This is a genomic window from Streptomyces sp. NPDC052910 (genome assembly GCF_055585605.1).
Window position 1 is genome coordinate 19,046 of sequence record NZ_JBVJJR010000008.1, and the last position, 20,794, is coordinate 39,839.

Below are 20,794 nucleotides of genomic sequence, written 5' to 3' on the forward strand. Positions count from 1 at the left end.
CCACCGCGCGCGGCCCGCTCCCCCGAACCACCCCCGTCCGCTCATCCCCTGGAGAAGCCCATGCCTCCCGTACGCCTCGCCATCGTCGGGTGCGGTGCCGCCGCCCGCGGCTGCCACCTGCCCGCCCTGCCCCCGCTCAAGGGCGACGTGCAGCTCACCGCGCTCGTCGACCGCGACCCCGCCCAGGCCCGGGCCGCCCTCGACCTGTACCGGGAACTCGGCGGCACCGGCGCCGACGAGGTGGTGATCGCCACCGACCCGGCCGAGGCCGCCGACGCCTTCGACGCCGCCGTGGTCGTCGTCCCGCACACCCTGCACGCACAGACCGTCGAGGGGCTGCTCGCGGCCGGCAAGCACGTGCTGCTGGAGAAGCCGATGACCACCTCGGTCGAGGACGCCCGCCGCCTGGCTGCCCTCGCCGCCGACCCCTCCGGGCCGCTCCTCGCGATGGCCCACCCGCGCCGGCTCTTCCCCGCCTACGCCTGGGTCAAGCGGCTCATCGAGGGCGGCGAGCTCGGCGAGGTCGTGCGCGTGGACTGGTCGGAGGGCCACCCGTACGCCTGGGAGCCCGTCTCCTGGTCGATGTTCGACCGGCGGCTCGCCGGCGGCGGCGTGCTCACCGACACCGCCTCGCACGTCTTCGACACGCTGCTGTGGTGGCTGGGCCCCGACGTGTCGGTCGTCCGCTACGAGGACGACTCCCTGGGCGGTGTGGAGACCGACGCGACCGCCCACCTCCGCTTCGGCCCGGTCGACGTGCGCTGCTCCTTCAGCCGGGTGCGCGACCTCGGCATCTCCTGCACGGTCACGGGCACCCGGGCGACCGTCACCATCGGCACCGACTTCCCGGCCGGGGAGTGCACCCTGATCACCGCGGACGGCGTGGAGCTGCACCGCGGCGACGTGGAAGCGGTGGCCCCGGCCCAGGGCGAGTGGGAGCTGCTCTTCACCGAGCAGCTCGCCAACTTCGCGGCCGCCGTCCGCGGCACCGCCGCCGTCCACTCCGGTCCGGAGGACGGCGTCCGCGTCGTCGAGCTGATCCGGGAGTGCTACGGCCGCCCCGCCCCCGAGCGGGCGGTCCAGCCGTGGACCACGCGCGGCACCGACGGCCTGCCCGCGCTCGCCGGCCGCACCGTCGCGGTCACCGGCGCGAGCGGGTTCATCGGCGGCCGGCTCGTCGAGCGGTTGATCCTGGGGACCGAGGCCGCCGTCCGGCCGGTGGTCCGCGGCTTCGGCCGGGTCGCGCGGCTGTCCGTACTCCCCCAGGACCGACTGGAGTTCCGCCGGGGCGACCTGCTCGACGCGGACGCGCTGCGGGCGGCCTTCGAGGGCTGCGACACCGTCGTGCACTGCGCCTTCGGCAGCGCCGGCGAGGAGGCCGACCGCTGGGCGGCCTCCGTCGAGGGCACCGCCAACGTCCTGGCCGCCGCCCGCGCCGCCGGGGTCCGGCGCGTGGTGCACCTGAGCACCGTCGACGTCTACGACCCGGCCGTCGCCGGCGAGCTGACCGAGGAGTCGCCGGCCCGCCCGGCCGACCCCGCCGACCGCGAGTACGAGCAGCAGAAGCTGGCCGCGGAGAAGCTGGTCCTCGACGCCGACGGCGACGGCCTGGAGACCGTCGTGATCCAGCCGGGCGTGGTCTACGGGCCGTGGGGCGGCCAGTGGACCACGGCCCAACTGCAGCGCCCGGAAAGCGACTTCGCCGCGCTGCCGACGGGCGAGGGCGGCGGCGTGTGCAACGCCGTGTACGTCGACGACCTGGCGGACGCGGTGCTCCTGGCCATCGGGACCGGGGAGGCCGCCGACGAGCGCTTCCTCGTCGGCCACGACGAGGCACTCAACTGGGGCACGTTCTTCGACGCGATCCGCTCCCTGCGCGGCATCGGCGAGGTCACGGCCGAGCCCGGCGCGGAGCCGGTGCCGGACTGGGAGCTGGAGCTGTACCGCTCGACCGCCCGCGCCCGCTACGACAAGGCCGGGAACGTGCTCGGCTTCACCGCGCGCACCCCCTTCGCGGAGGGCATCGCGGTGACCGGGCAGTGGGCCGACTGGGCGCGGCAGGCGCCGGAGGCCGGCGCATGACCGGGGTCACCGATGTGCTGGTGGTCGCGCCGCACCCCGACGACGACGTCATCGGCTGCGGCGGTTCCCTCGCGAAACACGTCCGCGAGGGCGCCCGCGTGACGGTGGTCATCGTCATCGGCCGGGAGCGCAGCGCCCTCGACGACGCGGTCACCGACGCCGAGTTCGCCGCCGAGACCGAGGCCGCCGCGAAGACGCTGGGCGTGCACCGCTGCGTCCGCTTCGACGAGCCCTCCCGGGACTTCACGCTCTCCCGCCGGGTCCACCTGGACCTCGTACGGGTACTGCGCGAGGTGCGGCCGCAGGTGGTCTACCTGCCCCACGACAACGACGACGACGTCGAGCACCGCATGGTGCACCAACTGACCACCGAGGCCCTCTGGATGGCGCAGTCGGAGTTCTTCCAGGAGGCGGGCGGGCCGCCGATGCCCGCACCGCGGCTGGTGCTCGGGTACGAGGTGTGGGCGCCGATGGCCCGGTTCCAGTACGCCGAGGACATCGGCGAGCAGATCGAGACCAAGGTCGAGGCGATGCGCGCGTACGTCTCCCAGTTGCGGCACGCCGCCTGGGACGAGGGCATCCGGGGGCTGGCCCGCTACCGGGGCGCGGTGACCTCGGGCTCGGGCCACGCGGAGGTGTTCCAGGTGCTGAGCCTGCGCCCCGCGCCGGCCGCCGGCGGACCGGGAGCCGGCCGTGACTGACCGGCTCCTGGTCTGCGGGCTCGGCTCCGGCATGGACCGTTCGCTGGCCGAACTGCACTCGTCCCGGCTGGAGCTGGTGGTCGTCACCGACACGCCCACCGAGCGGGCGCGGGCGGCCGCGGACGTCCTGCTGGTCTGCGACCCGGGCGACGCCGGGGCGGTCCTCGCGGAGCTGGCGGCGGCCGGCATCGACCGGGTGGACGGGGTGTTCTCGCTGGGCGCGGACAACCCGCCGGTGATCAGCGCGCTCGCGCACCGGTTCGGCTGCCCCGGTCTGCCCGTGGAGACGGCACTCGACTGCACGCTCAAGGACCGGCGGCTCGCGATCCTGCGCGAGGCGGGGCTGGACCTGCCCCGCTTCGCGACCGCCGGGACGGTCGAGGAGGCCGTGCGGGCGGTCGCCGTGACCGGCCTGCCGGCCGTGATCAAACCCAGCGACCAGACCGGGTCGCTCGGCGTGATGAAGGTGGAGTCGGCCGAGCAGGTGCCCGGGGTCGCCGCCGAGGCGCTGCGGCTCAGCCCCGGCGGCCGGATCGTCGTCGAGGAGTTCCTGCGGGGCACCGAGCACACGCTGGCGGCCTTCATGGCCGACGGCGAGCTGCACCGGTTCGGGTTCGCCGACCGGGAGTACGGGCGCAAGGAGGAGTTCGCCCCGTACTTCTTCGAGGGCGGCGACACCCTGCCCAGCCGGCTCTCCGCGGAGCGGATCGAGGAGATCACCGACGTCGTGCGGCGCGGGGCGCGGGCCCTGCGCCTGGACCCGGCGGTGATCAACACCGACATCCTGTGCACCCACGACGGCCGGGTGGTGCTGCTGGAGATCACCTGCCGGATCACCGGCGCCCGGATCGCCACCGAGGTGATGCGGCTGGCCACCGGAGTGGACCCACTGCCCAACGTGGTCCGCCTGGCGCTCGGCCGGCCCCTGGACCTCACCGAGCTGGAGCCGGTACGCGACCGCGCGGTGGTCCAGAGGTTCCTCCCGGCCAACGGCGGGGTCGTGGAGTGGGCCGGCGACCCGCGCGACGCCGTCCGCCGGGCCGGGGTGCACGACGTGTTCTGGGGCATGGAACTGGCGCCCGGCACGGTGGTGCCGCCCTACCGCGGCGGGGCCGACGTCCTGGCGGGGGTGATCGCGTACGCCGAGGAGCCCGACGAGGCGGAGGCGATCGCCGAGCGCACCCTGCGCACGCTGCCGCTGCGGTTCAAGGCCGCGACCGGATGACGGCCCCGCAGGCGCCGCGGGCCGGCGGCGGTTCCACGTGGGCCGCCGCCGGCCCGCGCGGAGCCCGCACATCGCACGGAGACAACCGACACGAGGGAGAACGGATGGCCACCGACCCGGTGGACGAGGCCGCGGTCGACAAGGGCATCGCCCGGACCGCCGTGGTCATCGCGCTGCGCGACGACCTGCGGATCGCGGACTGCATCGACTCGATCGACGAGGACGTCGAGATCGTCCTGGCGCTCAACGGCCCCAGCAAGGCGATCCTGAAGCTGATCGAGGAGCACCCGCGGCCGCTGACCGTCACCGAGATCGAGGACGTCGGCAACCTGGGCGCGGCCTACAACGCGGGGGCCGCCGCCACCGACCGGCAGTACCTGCTGCTGATGGACTCCGACTGCACCTTCGCCCCGGGCGTGGTCCGGGCCATGGTCCGCGCCGTCCTGACCGCCCCGGTGGTCAAGGGGCAGGTGGTGTACGGGGAGTCGGAGGGCCTGCTCAGCAGGCTGACCGCCCGGGTACGGGAGTTCGACGAAGGCGACTACATCAGCGCGCTGTCCCCGCCGCTGATCTACAACCGCGCGATCGTCGACCACATCGGCGGCTACCACTTCGACGAGCTCATCCACTGGTGCGAGGACCGGGAGTTCGACTTCCGGCTCCAGTTGGCGGGCATCCCGGTGGTGTACCTGCCCGAGGCCCGGATCTTCCACGACGCCCAGCACGGCTTCGCGAACATGCGCAGCTATTTCCGCTACGGCGTGGGCGAGGGCATCGCCCAGGAGACGGGCGTGTTCACCACCCCGGCGGTGCCGGTGGTCTGGCGGCTGTTCGAGGCGTCCAGGACCCTGGTGCACTGCGCCCGCGACAAGGGCGTGGGCGCGGCGGCCTACTACGCGCTGCTGAAGGCCGCCTTCCACACGGGAACCGTCCACCACCTGCTCAACGACCCGTACCGGGTGCGGGACCGCTACCCGGCCTCGGCCAAGCGGGCCCGGATGGTGCGGTCGATCCCGCAGCACAGCACCCGCCTCACCAGGGCCCAGACGCGGCGGCTGCGCCGGGCGCACTGGGAGGCGGGCCGGCGGATCGAGAAGGTGGCCGACCTGTCGGTCTTCCACGACACGGACGCCGCCGGCCCGGCCGTCGGCCCAGTGGCCGGCTCAGTCGCCGGCCAGGCGCGGCAGCCGCAGGCGTGAGGGGTGCCCGCCGCCGTGGTGGACCGTGTGGTGCGCGACCACCGGGGGATGGACGTCGAAGCGCGGCGCGTTGCTCGCCGCGATCTCCAGGCGGACCCGGTGACCGGCGCGGAACACATGGCCGGTCGCGCCGAGCCGGACGGTGACCTCGGCCGGCTCCCCGGACACCCCGGTGGCGGGCCCGCCGTCCGCCGCGGTGTCCGCCGGTTCCAGCCGGCGGACGCCGTCGCACAGCAGTTCCGCCCGGCCGTCCGGCCATACGTCGACGAGCTTGCCGGTCACGTCGGCGCCCGCGGCGTCGGGGGTGACGAACACCGTCAGGGTGACGTCGCCGACCACGGTCAGCGGCTCGGCGAGCAGGGCACCGGTGAAGCACAGCACGTCGTCGCGCCGTTCCACCTCCCGCTGGTCGAGCGGGCCGCAGTCGCCGCCGGTGAACTGGCCGGGCAGGGCGGTGGCCCCGCCCGTGGTGGGTACCGGATCGGCGGGGTCGTGGCGGATCCGGTCGCTGCCGGGGGCCGCCGGGGCGGGGCCGGGCACGAGACGGCGGCCGTCCAGGTGGAGGACGTACTCCTCGGTGCCGGGGACCGGCCAGTCGGGGAAGGCGCGCCACTCGTCGGCGCCGGTGACGAAGAGCCGTACCCGGCCGGGCGCCCCGCCGTCCCGCCGCCCCCGCCCCCGCAGATGGCGGTCGAAGTGGTCGAGGTGCAGGCCGGTGACGTCGAGCCGCTGTTCGTCGGCGGCCAGCCCGTAGCGGCGCTGGGGGAATATGCCGCCGGTGACGCAATGGGACCAGGGGCCGACCACCAAGGACGTCTCCGTACCGTGCTCCCGGAATCCACGGTGGTTTTCCAGGGCCCCCGCGAGAAATATGTCGTACCAGCCCGTCAGATTCAGCACGGGAATGTTCACGTCGGGATAGGACTCGCGGGGTGCGGCGCGCTTCCAGTACGGGTGGCCGGTGGGATGTTCACGCCATTCCCGGTAATAGGGCGCCAGCCGGTCCAAGAGGTCCGTGGCGGCCTCCGGGTCCCGGTACAGCTCGTCGATCCGGTCGACCGCTTCCGCCACCTCGGCGCGTTCGGGTCCGGTGAGCCCCGCCCCGTCGAGCAGGAGGTCGTACAGCACCCAGTAGAGGACGAAGCCCGTCTGGAAGGCGCCGCCCTGGCGGGTCCACCCCTCGTCGAACCCGGATCCGCCCATGTGGGAGGCGACGGCGGCCAGGCCGGGCGGCCGCTCGGCGGCCGCGAGCAGCGCGGCCATGGCCTCGTAGGAGCGGCCGAACATGCCCGCCGAACCGTCGCACCACGGCTGCGCGACCGCCCAGGCGACGGTGTCCGCGCCGTCCCGCGCCTCGTTCCAGTACGGGTCGAACGTACCGTCGGAGCCGAACCGGCCGCGGACGTCCTGCACCAGCAGGGCGTATCCCGAACGCACCAACCGCAGGCCGTCGACGGAGGCCCCGCCGGGATTCCCCGATTTCCCGTAGGGCGTCCGCCGGATGAGCACCGGCACCGCTCCGCCGGTATCCGGGCGGTAGAGATCGGCACTCGATAACCGGCCGTCCCGCATGGGTATTTTCAGGTCGTGTTCCACAGCGATATCCACCCGGCAATATTCCACCAGAACAAGGAACTTCACAATGCAGTCCGCGACAGTCTCTTATCTGGAACCGTTCTTCGGGACGGCACGCGACGATCCGTCACGGCCGGCCGTGGTCGACAACGGACTCGTCGTCACCTACGGCAATCTCGCCGCCTGGGCACTGGCGGTGGCCGGCGCCGTCGCACCGCGCACCGCGGACGCCCAGCCGCCCGTGGGCGTCGTCGTACACCACTCGGCCCGTGACGTGGCGGCGATCCTCGGGGTGCTGGCGGCCGGACGGGCGTACGTGCCCCTGGAGGCCGACCATCCGGAGGCCCGGCTGGAGACGATCCTGGCGCGGGCCGGCTGCCGAGAGGCCGTGGCGACCGCCGAGACCGGCTGGCAGCCGCCCGTGGAGACGGTGATCCGGCCGCGCTGGGCCACCGGCCCGGCGGCGCCCGCGCCGGCCGCCGCGCCCCCGGTGCCCGGCGGGCGGCCCGAGGACCCCGCGTACATGCTGTTCACCTCGGGCTCCACCGGCGAGCCCAAGGGGGTCGTGGTCCCGCACCGGGCACTGGACGCCGTCGTGCCGCGGCTGCGCACCCTCTACGGCACCGGCCCTGACGAGTACGTCCTGCACTTCCACGGCGCCGGCGGCGACACCAGCCTGGAGGAGGTCCTCCCGGCCCTGACCGGTGGTGCCACGCTCGTCGTCGACGACGCGGCGCGGGAGGGATTCGCGCGGGTGGCGGAGGACCAGCAGGTCTCCGTCGCGGTGCTGCCGACCGGGTTCTGGAACGACCTGACGGGGGACCTGCTGCACCAGGGCGCCCGGCTCCCGGAGTCGCTGCGCACCGTGGTCATCGGCGGGGAGGCGGTCCGCGCCGACATGCTGGAGCGCTGGCGGCTGCTGGGCTGCGACGGCGTCCGGCTGCTCAACACCTACGGTTCCACGGAGACGGCCCTGGTCACCCACGCGATCCAACTGGCCGGGCCGGGCGCGCCCGCACTGCCGGAGACGGGCGGGGACCTGCCCATCGGGCTCCCGCTGCCGCACGTCGGGCAGTGGCTCGACGAATCGGGTGAACTGCACGTCTCCGGCCCGGGGCTGGCCCTCGGCTACCACGACGCCCCCGAGGCGACGGCGGCCCGTTTCACGGAACGGGACGGCGTCCGCTGGTACCGCACCGGGGACCTGGTCGGCGAGGCGGACGGCGGCGTCCTGGTGTTCCGGGGCCGCTCGGACCACCAGGTGAAGATCCGGGGCTTCCGGGTGGACCTGCTCGACGTGGAGGCGCTGGCCGGGCGGTGCGACGGGGTGGCGGCGGTCGCGGCCGCGAGGGTGGAGCGGGACGGGACCGGCACGCTGGCCGCGTTCTTCGTGCCGCTGCCGGACCGCGCGCCCGACGAGGTCGCGGCGGGCATCCGCGAGCGTCTGTCCCGGACGGCGCCGCCGCACCTGGTGCCGAGCCTGATCCTGCCCGTCGACGCGCTGGAGCGGACCCACACCGGCAAGGTCGACCGGAACGCGACCCGTGACCGCCGCCTGGGCACAGTGGGGGCGGGCCGATGAGCGCGACGGCATCCTCCGAAAGCTCCCGGGTCTCCGGGAACACCCGGGTCTCCGGAGACTCCCAGGTCCTGGAGGACTCTCAGGTCTCGGAGGATTCCCAGGTTTCGGAGGACTTCGGGGTCCGTGGGGCCCCGGGAGTCGAGGAGCTGGCCGCCTACGCCTCGCGGGAGTTGGGCGTGGCGCTCGACCCGGCGTCCGCGCGGGCCGACGACAGCGGCTGGGACTTCCGGGTCACCCACATCCGGGCCGCCGACGGCACGCCCTGGATCCTCCGGCAGCCGCGCCGGCCCGAGGCCGCGGACCGACTGGCCGTGGAGGGCGCCGTCCTGGCCGCCGTCCGCGACCGGGTCCCGGTGCCGGTGCCCGACTGGCGGCTGCACACCCCCGGCCTGGTCGCCTACCCCCGCCTTCCCGGCGAGCCGGCGGGCAGCGAGGACCCGGACACCCTGGTCTACGGCTGGTCGACGGACCCGCTGGCCCACCCGGACCGCTACCTGGAGCCGCTCGCCCGGTCCCTGGTGGCGGTGCACTCCACACCGCCGGACGGCACCCGGGAACTGCCGGGCGGGCCTCCGGCGGGTCCGGAGGCCGTCCGCACCCGGATCGCGGACAAGCTGGCGCGGGCCCGTACCGAGCTGGGGCTGCCCGCCGCCCGGCTGCGGCGCTGGCAGGAGTGGCTGGACGCCGACCGACTGTGGCCGGACCGCCTGGTGCTCGTCCACGGGGACGTGCACCCGGGCCACACCCTGGTGGAGCGCCCGCCGTCCGGCCCGCCGGTCCTGTCGGGGCTGCTGGACTGGGCGAACGCGGACATCGGGGATCCCGCCGCCGACTTCGTCGACATGCTCTACGCCGGAGGGCAAGGCGTGCTCGACGGGCTGCTGGACGCCTACCGGGCGGCGGGCGGCGAGGTCCGCGCCGGCATGCGGGACCACATCCTGGCCCGGGGGTCCTTCCTCTGGGTCCACGTGGCGCTGCGCGGCCTGGACACCGGGCGCCCGGCGTGGGTGGAGACGGCGATGAGCAGGATCGCGTCATGAGGGGCCCGGCGGACGGGACGGACCGGGCCCGCGCCGGGCGGCCGGCGTACACCGTGCACGGCGCGGGCGAACCGGTGGTGCTGGTCGCGGGCTCGGGCGGCACCGGCCGGATCTGGGAACACCACCAGGTGCCGGCGCTGACCGCGGCGGGCCGGCAGGCGATCACCTTCGACCACGACCCGGCCGGGACCGGTGGTGTCACCGAACTCGCCGCCCGCGTACGGGATCTCGTCACCGCGCTGGACCTGCCCCCTTGCCCGCTGGTCGGTCACTCCCTCGGGGCCCTCGCCGTCCAGGAGCTGCTCCTGACCGATCCGCACCTGGTGACCGGCGCGGTACTGGCCGCGACCCGGGGCCGGCCCGACCCGGTCGGCGAGGCGATGGCCCGGGCGGAGGCCGCGTACGCCGCCGCCGGCACCCGACTGCCTCCGGAGTACGAGGCGTTCGTGCGCCTGACGCAGAACCTCTCCCCCAGGACCCTGGCCGACGAGGGCGCGGCGGCGGAATGGCTCGACTTGTTCGAACTGGCCGCGTTCACCGACACCTCCACCGCCCACCGCCCGCTGCCGCCGGCCCGTCTCCGGCCGGCCGACCACGCCCGGATCACCACGCCCGTGCTGGTGGTGGGCTTCGCCGACGACGTGCTGGCACCCGCCCCGCTGGGCCGCGAGCTGGCGGAGGCGATCCCCGGCGCGCGCTACGAGCAGCTCCCGGACACCGGCCACCTGGGCTTCCTGGAACGGCCCGAAGCGTTCAACTCCGTCCTGCTGGACTTCCTCGCCACCCTCTCCCCGCCCCTCTCCCCGACCGATCCCGGAGCGCCCCGTGTCCGCTGAGTCCCTCACCACCCCCGCCGAACGCCGGACCGCCGAGGCCGCCGGCCCCCCCGACGCCTCCGGGGCGACCGGCGTCCATGTCGTGTACGTCGGCCAGGAGTTACCGGAGGACTGGTCGGCGGCCGTGTACCTGTGCGGCCCGACCCCCACCGACCCGGCGGAGCCCTCGTGGCGCCCCGAGGCCGTCGCCGCCCTGCGCGCGGCGTGGACCGGCGCGGGACGGCTTGCGGTGTTCCTGCCCGAGCCGGCCGCCGGCGGCTCCTACCCGGCGTACGCGGACCAGATCGCCTGGGAGGAGGAGACGATGCGCCGTTCCGACGTCATCCTGTTCTGGATCCCCCGGGACATGACCCGGCTGCCCGGGCTGGTCTCCAACATCAAGTGGGGCGCCTGGTGCGACTCGGGCCGGGCGGTGCTCGGCACGCCGCCGGAGGCCGAACGGATGGCGTATTTGCTGCACTTCGCCGGCGCCCTGGGGGTGCCGGTGGAGCACACGCTCGCCGGGGCGGCGGACGCGGCCCTGCGCCTGGCCGGACCGGGCTCCCGCCGCACGGGCGGCGAGAGGTCGGTGCCCCTCACGGTGTGGCGGTCGGCGGCGTTCCGGGGCTGGTACGCCGGCCGCCGGGCGGCCGGCGACCGGCTGCTGGACGCGCGGGTGGAGTGGTACGCGCCGGCCGCGGCCCCCGAGGGGGACGCGGGGGACGCGGCCTGGCTGCTGACGGTGACGGTCGCACCGGCCGACGGCTCGGACCCCGCCGTCGGCCGCCTGCTGTCGGCTCAGGGGCAGGGCATGCTCATGTAGAGCGCCTGCTCACCGTGGGACGCGGTGCCGTCGTACAGGGTGGTGTCCAGCCCGCAGAAGGCGAACCCCATGCGCCGGTAGGCATGGATCGCCGGGGCGTTGACGTTCGTGACCTCCAGCCAGATGTGCCCGGCACCGCACTCCCGGGCGAACTCCACGGCGTGCCCCATCAGCGCGCGGCCGAGACCCCGGCCGCGGTGACCGGGGCCGATCTCGATGTCCTCGATGGTGAGCCGGCGGTTCCACGAGGAGTAGGAGACGGCGACGAAACCCGCCGGCTCACCGCCGGGGCCGACGGCGACGAAGGTGCGGCTGCCGGACGCGTCACCGTCCTCGCCGTCCGTCCCGTCCTGGTCGTTCTCGTCGTTCCCGCCGTTCTCGTCGTTCTCGTCGTCGGGTTCGTCGTCGGGGAAGACCTTGGTCAGCGGCGGGTCCACGGGCACCTCGCGCAGCGCGAACCCGTCCTCGGAAACGGTGACTTCGAAGATGGTGTCGGTGGTGAAGGAGCCGTCGAGGCCCTCGATGGCCTCGGTGTCCTCGGGACGGGCGATGCGGATTTCGTACGTCGTGTCGTCAGAAGTCGTCATACCGCAGACGCTAAGGCTGTGACGGCCGGGACGGTACGGGTTTCGGCCGCCGGCAGTGCCGGAGCGCGGAGTGCATGAGTGCGGAGTGCGGATTGCGGAGTGCGTGAACGCCGGACGGAGCGCCGTCCGTCTACGGTGCGAGGATCTCGTCGCGCCGGGCCGCCCACTGCAGCGAGTGGCGGATGCCCTCGGCGACCGGGTACCGCGCCTGCCAGCCGAGGAGCCGGCGGGCGCGGTCGCTGCGGGTGTAGGCGCCCACCACGTCGCCGGGGCGTTCCGGGGCGTCGACGGACGCGATCGGCCGGTCGGTCACGCTGTTGAACGCGTCGAGGAGTTCGCGCACGGTCGTCCCGGTGCCCGTGCCCAGGTTGACGGCCAGGGAGGTCGTGCCGCCGGTCAGCAGGTCGTCGAACGCCTCCAGGGCGGCCAGGTGGGCGGCGGCCAGGTCCCAGACGTGGATGTAGTCCCGGATGCCGGACCCGTCGCGGGTGGGGTACCCGGTGCCGGTGACGGGGAACGGGACGCCCTCCTCCTGGGCGAGGATCATCCTGCCCAGGGCGTGGCTGGGGCGTCGCAACTGCAGCCCGGTGCGCATCTTGGGGTCGGCGCCGACGGGGTTGAAGTAGCGCAGGGAGAGCACGCGGAGGGGTTGCGTGGCGGCGATGTCGGCGAACATGGCCTCGCACACCGCCTTGGTGCGGGCGTACGGGCTCCGCGGGTCGACGGCGGAGTCCTCGTCGACGGTCAGGTCGTCGTTGGCGCGGTAGATGGAGGCGGAGGAGCTGAAGATCAGCCGCTCGCAGCCGTTGCGCAGGAGGTGGGAGACGAAGTCGAGGCTCTTGACGACGTTCGCCCGGTAGTAGCCGACCGGGTCGGCGACCGAGTCGGGCACCACGATCAGGGCGGCGCAGTGGACGACGGCCTCGATGTCCGGGTGCTCCCTGAAGACGCGGTCCACCAGCGGGCCGTCCGCGATGTCCCCCTCGTAGAAGTCCCGCCCCTCGGTGAACTCGCGCCGTCCCGTCACCAGGCTGTCGAGGATTACGGGACGGATACCGGCGTCGAGACAGGCGGAGGCGACGGTGCTGCCGATGAAGCCGGCGCCGCCGGCCACGAGAACCTTCATGGTGAACCCTCCACAGGGAGAACACGGGGTCAACTGCGTGATCATTCAGGGAGCTTCCGCAGCCTACCGACAGAGTGGATCACCCTGGGCACGCCGGCTCCGGTGTCTGCCCGGCAGTGGTCTCCGGCCGGGTGGTGCGGGCGGCTGACGGAGGTCTGTCGCCCTCGGCCGGGCAGATCAGGCCCGACAAGCTCGGTAAGTGCGACCGGCTCGGGCTGGGCGGTGGCGCGGGGCGTCGGGGACGAACCACCGGCTCGCCCGTGGTCCGCCGTCGCGGCACGCCGGGGAGGGCTCATCACGTCTCCTGCGCCGGCTCGTCGGGCGAGCGCGGGGAGACCGGGAACCGCGGCCGCTTCCGGGACGGGTAGCTGCCGCCCCGGGCTCCCGTGCGGTCCCGGACGACGGCAGGTGCCCCGGCCGTACGCGACAGCCGCCGGCCGGCCGGGGCCGGACCACGACGCCGAAAAGCCGGTGGCCGCATCCGGGGAACTTCGGATGCGGCCACCGGCCGGTCTGGAGCGTCTGGCGTCTGTACGTCGGGGTCGCTCCGCGCGTCTTACGCCGCTCACGGCTCACGCCGCTCACGGCTTACGAGAAGGTCCTCAGCCGGAGGCTGTTGGTGACCACGAAGACCGAGGAGAAGGCCATCGCCGCGCCGGCGATCATCGGGTTGAGCAGGCCGGCCGCCGCGAGGGGCAGGGCGGCGATGTTGTAGCCGAAGGCCCAGAAGAGGTTGCCCTTGATGGTGCCGAGGGTGCGGCGGGAGAGCCGGATCGCGTCGGCGGCCACCAGCAGGTCGCCGCGGACGAGGGTGAGGTCGCCGGCCTCGATGGCGGCGTCCGTGCCGGTGCCCATGGCCAGGCCGAGGTCCGCGGTGGCCAGGGCGGCCGCGTCGTTCACGCCGTCGCCGACCATGGCGACCGAACGGCCTTCGGACTGCAGTCGCTTGACGACGTCGACCTTGTCCTGCGGCAGGACTTCCGCGATGACCTCGTCGATGCCGACCTCCCGGGCGACGGCCTCGGCGACGGCCTTGTTGTCGCCGGTCAGCAGGACGGGGGTGAGGCCGAGGCGGCGGAGTTCGGTGATGGCGCGGGCACTGGTGTCCTTGACGGCGTCGGCGACCGTCAGGACGCCGCGGGCCTCGCCGTCCCAGGCCACGGCGACGGCCGTGCGGCCCTCCGCCTCGGCGGTCGCCTTGGCGGCGGCGAGCTCGGCGGGCAGTTCGATGACCCACTCCGCGAGGAGCTTCTCGCGGCCGACGAGGACGGCGTGTCCGTCCACGACGCCCTGGACGCCCAGGCCGGCGATGTTCTCGAAGCTCTCGGGGACGGGGAGGGCGCCGGTGCGAGCGGCGGCGCCGTCGGCGATGGCACGGGCGATGGGGTGTTCGGAGGCGTGTTCCAGGGCGCCGGCCAGCCGCAGCAGGTCCTGCTCGGTGACGCCGGGGGCGGTGACGACCTCGTGCAGCGCCATCTTGCCGGTGGTGACCGTGCCGGTCTTGTCCAGGACGACGGTGTCGACCCGGCGCGTGGACTCCAGGACCTCGGGGCCCTTGATCAGGATGCCGAGCTGGGCGCCGCGGCCGGTGCCGACCATGAGGGCGGTGGGGGTGGCGAGGCCCAGGGCGCAGGGGCAGGCGATGATCAGCACGGCGACGGCGGCGGTGAAGGCGGCGGTGGCGTCGCCGGTCGCGAACAGCCAGGTGAGCAGGGTGCCGAGGGCGATCAGCAGGACGACGGGGACGAAGATGCCGGAGATGCGGTCGGCCAGGCGCTGGACGGCGGCCTTGCCGTTCTGGGCGTCCTCGACCAGTCGGGCCATGCGGGACAGTTGGGTGTCCGAGCCGACCCGGGTGGCCTCGACGACCAGCCGGCCGGAGACGTTGACGGTGGCGCCGGTGACGGCGTCGCCCACGGTGACGTCGACGGGGACGGACTCGCCGGTGAGCATCGAGGCGTCGACGGCCGAACCGCCTTCGACCACCGTGCCGTCGGTGGCGATCTTCTCGCCGGGGCGTACGACGAACCGGTCACCGGCCGCCAGCTCCCCCACGGGGATGCGGACCTCGCGGCCGTCGCGCAGGACCGCGACGTCCTTGGCGCCCAGCTCCAGCAGCGCCCGCAGGGCCGCGCCCGCCTTGCGCTTGGACTTCGCCTCCAGGTAGCGCCCGGCCAGGATGAAGGCGGTGACACCCGCCGCGGCCTCCAGGTAGATGGAGGACGAGCCGTCCGCCCGCGAGACCGAGAAGTCGAAGCCGTGCCGCATGCCCGGCATGCCTGCGTGGCCGAAGAACAGGGCCCACAGCGACCAGCCGAGCGCGGCGAGCGTGCCGATGGACACCAGCGTGTCCATCGTCGCGGCCCCGTGCCGGGCGTTGGTCCAGGCGGCCTTGTGGAAGGGCAGGGCGCCCCACACCACCACCGGGGCGGCCAGGGTCAGGGACAGCCACTGCCAGTTGTCGAACTGCAGGGCCGGGACCATGGCCATCAGCACGACCGGTACCGCGAGGACGAGCGAGACCAGCAGCCGCTGCCGCAGAGCGCCGGTCTCCCCGCCGTCACTCGCCTCGGTCTCGGCGGCCTCGGCGGCCCCGGCCGTCCCGGCCGCCGCCGGCTTCGGCTTCGGCGGCTCCTGGGCGGTGTAACCGGTCTTCTCCACGGTGGCGATGAGCTCGGCTATCCCGGTCCCCGGCCCGTAGGAGACCTTCGCCTTCTCGGTGGCGAAGTTGACCGTCGCCGTGACGCCTTCCATGCGGTTGAGCTTCTTCTCGATGCGCGCCGCGCAGGACGCGCAGGTCATGCCGCCGATGGAGAGTTCGACTTCGGAGGCGGCCGCGGCGGGCGCCGGGGCCTTCTCGGGAGCGGTGCTGGTCATACGGAGTCTCCTGGAGGAGGGCCGGGGCTGCGGGCGTCCCTATCAGGGGAGCGGCACGATCCGGCGGTACCGGGAACGGTGTACGGGGTGGGGGTATCGCGGGGGCTCGGGGTGCCTCGGGGATTCCGAGCCGCCCCTGGGCCTCTCGGGGGGTGGCTCAGACGCGGCCGGCGAGCTCGTAGCCCGCCTCGTCCACGGCGGCGCGGACGGCCTCGTCGTCCAGCGGGCCGGCGGAGGTGACGGTCACCAGGCCGGTGGCGGCCACGGCCTCGACGGAGACCACGCCCGCCAGGGCGGAGACCTCCCGCGAGATCGAGCCCTCGCAGTGGGCGCAGGTCATGCCGGTCACCTTGTAGACCGTGGTGACGCCGCCCCGGACACCGGCAGGGGAACCGGAGCCGCAGGTGCCGGCGGGGGTGCAGCAGGAGCCGGAGTCCGTCTGGGAGGTCATGGCCGCTTCCTTCGCTTCGTCGGTGCGCGGGGTGCGCACGTCGTCCGAGAGGCGCCGGGACCGTGCCCGGCGCTTCCTGTTGAACCAAACATATACCCCTGGGGGGTATCTGGGAAGCGGTAAACCGCGACGCGTCACACGACGCCGCGCGGGAGGCGGGAGGCGGGGAGCAGGAGGCGGGGAGCGGGAGAGCGCCGCACCTCGCGGCCCGCACGGAGGGACCACGCCCTCTCGGCCCGGCGACACACCCTTCCCCCGCGCCCGGACACGCCGACGGCCACCGCCCCGGTCCGGTGGTCGCCGGTCCGGCGCGGTGGCCGTCGTGCCGTGTGCGGGTGCGGGTGCGGGTGTCAGACGAGGTCGCGCTGGTGCTTGTAGGTCACCTTGCCGTCGGTGAGGTGGAACCACGCGCTGGGGGTCCGGCCTGCGCGCCCGCGGCCGTGCCGAGCACCGCCACTCCCGCCGCCACCCCCGCCGCGGCCCACACGGCCGCCTTCCGGCGGAATGCGAACATTCCCATCACCCTTTCCCTCACGTACGCCGGTAGGCGGCCCGTGCTCGTCGGTCGGGCTCTTCCGGTGATCTCGGACTTCTCCGGGGCCGCGCGGCGGGGAAAGGCGGGGAGCGTCAGGTCAGGTCGGACTGGTACTTGTCCCTCAGCTTGCCGTCGGTGAGGTAGAAGCGCGCGTTCGGCGCGAACAACTGGGTGCCGGACGTGCACCAGTACATGACCGTCCGGCCGGTCGTGGACGGCCAGTTCGGGTATTCCTCGTCCTGGAGCACGCACGAGTCCCGGGGAACGACCGACCAGAGCTGCTCCTCGGTCATGCCCCGCTGCGCCTTGTTGTACTGGGCGAGCCTGATGGAGGGGGCCTTGGGCTTGAAGAGGAGCTCGTGGTGCTTCCGCCAGACCTTGCCGTCCGCGTTGTACGAGAACGTGCCGTACGGCGCGTAGTCGTCGGACTTGGCCATGCAGAGGACGGCCTTGCCGTCGTCCTCGCACCACCCCTCGGCCGAGCCGGGACGGGTCCGGCCCACACCGAGCAACCGGAACAGGTCGGCCTTGTCCATACCGAACCGGACCGCGGTGAACTTCTCCGCCGTGAAGCTGAACTTCTCCTCCGCCTGGGCACCGGCCTGGGCGGTGGAGGCGGTGCCGAGCACCGTCGCCCCCGCCACCGCCGCCATGGCCCATGCCACCGCCCGTCGCAGTACGGCCATTCCGAACACCCCTTTTTTCGTAAGTCACTTCGGGAACGCGGCACATCCTCCCGGACGGCGCTCTCCGGCCTGTCTCGAAGGGGGGGGCCGGACAGCCGGTCAGGCCAGGGCCGCCGTCGAGGACGATCTCCCAGCCGGCGGAGCCGGACGGAGGCGGAGTACGGGCCGCCGCGCCCGTACTCCGGGGGCAGTGCGACCGACACCGCCGTCCCCGCCGCCACGGAACCCGATGCCGCCAGGACCCCTTTGAGTACCGCTCGCCGACCCGCCACCGTGCCTGCCGCCTTGCCGTTCCGCTTTGCCGTTCCACACCGCTTCGAGCGGTGGCGGACCTATGACAACCGGCGTACGGGGTGGCGGTTTTGAGTCACCCGTCCCCCGAAAGGCGGGTCGATGCGAAAGCACGGCGGCGCCGCCGGTAATATCGTCCGGGACGGTCGCGGTGCCCACGAAGCGCCGGACGGTCGCGGTGCCCCGAAGGAAGCAGGAGCACCGTGACGGCGGCCGTCGGGACACCCATCCCTTGCCTGGAACAGCAGTCGTGTCGCGTGGATCGTGCGCTTGCCGGAAGCGGGCGTGCCCGGTGAACGGCGGTTTCCCCCGCCCGTCCGGCCGAGGCGCGGGAGCGTTCGCCTCAGCCGGTGCGCCAGGGGCGGTTCGACGCGCGGGGATCAGCCGACGCGCAGGATGCGTTCGTCCTGCCGCAGGATGGCCTGCATCACCGTCGTCATGCGGGCGCCCGGATTGACGCCGATCTGCTCGCGCAGGATTCTCTTCGCCTCGTGGAAGACCTGGATCGCGTCGGTCTGCCGGCCTTCCGCGTAATAGACCTTCATCAGGCTGACGTACAGGTCCTCACGGAAGGGATCGCGATCGATCAGTTCCGATAGCCGTTTGATCGCCTCGGAGTGGCGGCCGAGGCCGATGTCCGTCTGGGCGCGCAGCTCGACCGCCGAGGTCCGCTCGGCTTCCAGCGCCTCCGCCTTCAGCCGCAGGCGGCCGGAGGTGACATCGGCGAGGGCGGGCCCGCGCCAGAGGGCCAGCGCCGCGTCGAGGCGTGCGGCGGCGTCGGCGTACCGGCCGCGCTGGTACGACTCCCGTGCGCTGTTCACGGCTTCCCGGAAGACGAACAGGTCGACGGCCTCGTGGGCCATCCGCAGTTCGTAGCCGCGGTCGTGCGACACGAGCACGTCGCGGGGGACCCCGGCCTGGGTGAGGACCTTGCGGACCATCCAGGCGGAGGTCTGGAGCTGTCCCGAGACGGTGAGCGGCGGCTCGCCGTCCCAAGAGTCCTCGCTGATGGCCTCCTTGGACACCACCTGCCCGTTCCGCAGGGCCAGGCAGGCGAGGAAGCGCCGCTGCCGCTGGCCCTGGAGGGGGACGGGCACCCCGTCCTTCAGGAAGCTCACCGTGCCGAGGAGCCGGACCGTCACGCCATTCCACGTACTCATCGTGATAATCCCCCGCGTCGTGGACAGGTCGTGCCCTGAACAGGAGGGGGTGCGCACCACGGACGCCGTTCCCCGGAACACTGCTCCAAGGTCGTCACACCTGTCACAATCGATGATCAAAAACCGGATAGAGAGCAGGAAACACCGAACCGTTCGAAAGAACCGCTTCGACAAGAACCGCTTCGACAAGAACCGCTTCGAAGAGCCGCACCGCCGCGGGACCGGGGCCCCGCGCCGACGCCGGCTCTTCCCGGGAGGCATCCGGGGCGTCAGCCCGTCAGGTTCCCGAGGAACTTCGCCGCGACGGGGCCGGCGTCCCGGCCGCCGGAACCGCCGTCCTCCAGCAGGACCGACCACGCCAGGTTCCGGTCCGACTGGTAACCGATCATCCACGCGTGGGTGCGCGGTGGGGTCTCGGTGCCGAACTCCGCGGTGCCCGTCTTGGCGTGCGGGGCGCCGGGGACGCCCTTCAGGGCCCGGCCGGCGCCGTCCGTGACGGTCGCGCGCATCATGCCACGCAGAGCGTCGACGACACCAGGGTCCAGTCGGGCGGATGCCTCGTGCCGGCGGCGGACCGCGTCGGGCACGAGAACGGGCTGCTTGAAGGTGCCCTCCTTCACCGTGGCGGCGATCGATGCCATGACGAGGGGGGACGCCTGCACCCGGGCCTGTCCGATGGTCGAGGCGGCCTTCTCGTTGTCGCTTCCGGTGACGGGCACGCTGCCGTCGTACGTGGTCGTCCCGACGTCCCACCGGCCGCCGATGCCGAAGGCCGCCGCGCTGTCGTGCAGGCTCTCCGGGGAGAGCCTGCCACGGGAGTTGACGAAGAAGGTGTTGCAGGAGTGGGCGAAGTTGTCCCGGAAGGTGGAGCCCGGGGGCAGCGTGAACTGGTCCTGGTTCTCGAAGCGTTGCCCGTTGACGTGGGCGAACTTGGGGCAGTCCGCGCGGTCGTCCGGTTTCATGCCCTGCTTCAGCAGGGCGGCGGCGGTGACGACCTTGAAGGTCGAGCCGGGCGGGTAACGGCCCTCCAGCGCGCGGTTCATACCCCCGGGCATGTTGGCGGCGGCCAGGATGTGGCCGTTGCCGGGGTCGACGGCGACGATGGCGGCGTTCTTCTTGACGTCGCTGAGCGCCTTGGCGGCGGCCTCCTGGACCTTGGGGTCGATGGTGGTCCGCACCGGCTTGCCGCCGCCCCCCTCGGTCCCGGTGAGGTTCTTCACCACCCGGCCGGACTCCCGGTTGACGATCACGACCGACTTGGCGGCGCCCGACCGGCCGGTGAGCTGTTCGTCGTACCGGGCCTGGAGGCCCGACGTGCCCTTGCCGGTCGCGGTGTCGACGACTCCGACGAGGGAGGTGGCCCGCAGTTCCCGGCCACCGGCGTCCAGGATGGCGGCCCTTTCACGGGAGTTCAGGGCGAGCGTCTGTCCCGGGACCATGTCCGGATGAATCGTCTCCGTTTGGAATTTAATCTTCCATTTTTCGTCGCCCCCGACGACTTTCGCCTGGGAGCGCCAGGAGTAGTCACCGGCTCCGGGGAGGGCCATCTTCACAGTAAAGGGAATTACCACTTCCCCTTCCGCTGCGCGGTCGCCGTCACCGGCCGCGATATCGGTCTTGGACGGCTTGAGATTGGTCATGACGGACTTGATCAGCGATTCGGCGCCGTCCGGGGTGTCGGTGAGCTGGGCGGCCCGCCGCGCGTCGCCGGCCTCCCAGGCGTCCAGGAAGCCCTGCAGCGCCTTGGTCGCGTCCGCCACCTGCGGATCGTCCGCGTCCCCGCCCGCGAGCACCGTGTCGTAGCCCCAGTAGCCGATCCCCACGACCGCGGCCAGCCCGACGCACGTCGTGACGATCAACGAACCGCGGGAGCGCCGACGATGCGGCCGCGCATAGTCGCCGGAAGATCGGTTAGACGTCATGAACCCGAGATTATGCAGCGGGCGCTTGCCTGACCGCCCCACGGGAAGCGATCAGGACAGTTCCCCGGATGAAGACGTCGCGACAATGGACAAGGCCGACGAACCGTCCGGTACGAA

16 protein-coding genes are annotated in these 20,794 nt (G+C 73.4%); 8 read left to right on the forward strand and 8 right to left on the reverse strand.

Going from position 1 to position 20,794, the window contains the following annotated elements; all coding sequences use genetic code 11:
* Nucleotides 1–60: 60 nt before the first annotated feature.
* From ACZ6X9_RS25800 to ACZ6X9_RS25815, 4 genes are all read left to right on the forward strand, one after another.
* Entirely contained in the window at nt 61–2,082 is a 2,022-nt protein-coding gene (locus ACZ6X9_RS25800) for an NAD-dependent epimerase/dehydratase family protein (RefSeq protein WP_469780385.1), read from the forward strand.
* On the forward strand, nt 2,079–2,783 hold the full coding sequence (locus tag ACZ6X9_RS25805; RefSeq protein WP_469780386.1) for a PIG-L deacetylase family protein: 705 nt from the start codon (nt 2,079–2,081) through the stop codon (nt 2,781–2,783). Before ACZ6X9_RS25800 ends, ACZ6X9_RS25805 begins: the two co-directional genes overlap by 4 nt.
* Entirely contained in the window at nt 2,776–4,008 is a 1,233-nt protein-coding gene (locus ACZ6X9_RS25810; protein WP_469780387.1) for an ATP-grasp domain-containing protein, read from the forward strand. The genes ACZ6X9_RS25805 and ACZ6X9_RS25810 overlap by 8 nt, the downstream gene beginning before the upstream one ends.
* A gap of 104 nt (nt 4,009–4,112) precedes the next feature.
* Entirely contained in the window at nt 4,113–5,207 is a 1,095-nt protein-coding gene (locus tag ACZ6X9_RS25815; protein WP_469780388.1) for a glycosyltransferase family 2 protein, read from the forward strand.
* On the opposite strand, the gene ACZ6X9_RS25820 is transcribed toward ACZ6X9_RS25815, so the two are convergent.
* Nucleotides 5,172–6,815, reverse strand: a complete 1,644-nt coding sequence (locus ACZ6X9_RS25820; protein WP_469780389.1) for a CocE/NonD family hydrolase — start codon at nt 6,813–6,815, stop codon at nt 5,172–5,174. The genes ACZ6X9_RS25815 and ACZ6X9_RS25820 overlap by 36 nt on opposite strands.
* A gap of 34 nt (nt 6,816–6,849) precedes the next feature.
* Here ACZ6X9_RS25820 and ACZ6X9_RS25825 point away from each other — a divergent pair, with 34 nt between their 5' ends.
* The 4 genes from ACZ6X9_RS25825 to ACZ6X9_RS25840 are packed head-to-tail and all read left to right on the forward strand — an operon-like array spanning nt 6,850 to nt 11,042.
* Nucleotides 6,850–8,364, forward strand: coding sequence for an AMP-binding protein (locus ACZ6X9_RS25825; protein ID WP_469780390.1), 1,515 nt, complete (start codon nt 6,850–6,852; stop codon nt 8,362–8,364).
* Entirely contained in the window at nt 8,361–9,404 is a 1,044-nt protein-coding gene (locus ACZ6X9_RS25830; RefSeq protein ID WP_469780391.1) for a macrolide 2'-phosphotransferase, read from the forward strand. The genes ACZ6X9_RS25825 and ACZ6X9_RS25830 overlap by 4 nt, the downstream gene beginning before the upstream one ends.
* The gene (locus tag ACZ6X9_RS25835) at nt 9,401–10,240 is read left to right on the forward strand and encodes an alpha/beta fold hydrolase (protein WP_469780392.1); all 840 of its coding nucleotides are present in this window, start codon (nt 9,401–9,403) and stop codon (nt 10,238–10,240) included. The genes ACZ6X9_RS25830 and ACZ6X9_RS25835 overlap by 4 nt, the downstream gene beginning before the upstream one ends.
* A complete protein-coding gene (locus ACZ6X9_RS25840) occupies nt 10,230–11,042 on the forward strand; it encodes a nucleoside 2-deoxyribosyltransferase domain-containing protein (protein WP_469780393.1) in 813 nt (270 codons plus the stop codon). Before ACZ6X9_RS25835 ends, ACZ6X9_RS25840 begins: the two co-directional genes overlap by 11 nt.
* Here ACZ6X9_RS25840 and ACZ6X9_RS25845 read toward each other — a convergent pair.
* From ACZ6X9_RS25845 to ACZ6X9_RS25875, 7 genes are all read right to left on the reverse strand, one after another.
* Complete coding sequence (locus ACZ6X9_RS25845; protein WP_469780394.1) at nt 11,018–11,629, reverse strand: GNAT family N-acetyltransferase; 612 nt, start codon at nt 11,627–11,629, stop codon at nt 11,018–11,020. The two genes, ACZ6X9_RS25840 and ACZ6X9_RS25845, sit on opposite strands and share 25 nt — an antisense overlap.
* 130 nt (nt 11,630–11,759) lie before the next feature.
* Nucleotides 11,760–12,755, reverse strand: coding sequence for a UDP-glucose 4-epimerase GalE (gene galE / locus ACZ6X9_RS25850; protein ID WP_469780395.1), 996 nt, complete (start codon nt 12,753–12,755; stop codon nt 11,760–11,762).
* A 588-nt stretch (nt 12,756–13,343) separates the two neighbouring features.
* A complete protein-coding gene (locus ACZ6X9_RS25855) occupies nt 13,344–15,632 on the reverse strand; it encodes a heavy metal translocating P-type ATPase (protein ID WP_469780396.1) in 2,289 nt (762 codons plus the stop codon).
* Nucleotides 15,633–15,789: 157 nt separating this feature from the next.
* The gene (locus ACZ6X9_RS25860; RefSeq protein WP_469780397.1) at nt 15,790–16,083 is read right to left on the reverse strand and encodes a heavy-metal-associated domain-containing protein; all 294 of its coding nucleotides are present in this window, start codon (nt 16,081–16,083) and stop codon (nt 15,790–15,792) included.
* Between the two features lie 627 nt (nt 16,084–16,710).
* Nucleotides 16,711–17,304 (reverse strand): BLIP family protein, encoded by a 594-nt coding sequence (locus ACZ6X9_RS25865; RefSeq protein WP_469780398.1) that lies wholly within the window; start codon nt 17,302–17,304, stop codon nt 16,711–16,713.
* Between the two features lie 671 nt (nt 17,305–17,975).
* The gene (locus ACZ6X9_RS25870) at nt 17,976–18,755 is read right to left on the reverse strand and encodes an AfsR/SARP family transcriptional regulator (protein WP_469780399.1); all 780 of its coding nucleotides are present in this window, start codon (nt 18,753–18,755) and stop codon (nt 17,976–17,978) included.
* 269 nt (nt 18,756–19,024) lie between these two features.
* The gene (locus tag ACZ6X9_RS25875) at nt 19,025–20,677 is read right to left on the reverse strand and encodes a penicillin-binding transpeptidase domain-containing protein (RefSeq protein ID WP_469780400.1); all 1,653 of its coding nucleotides are present in this window, start codon (nt 20,675–20,677) and stop codon (nt 19,025–19,027) included.
* Between the last annotated feature and the right edge of the window lie 117 nt (nt 20,678–20,794).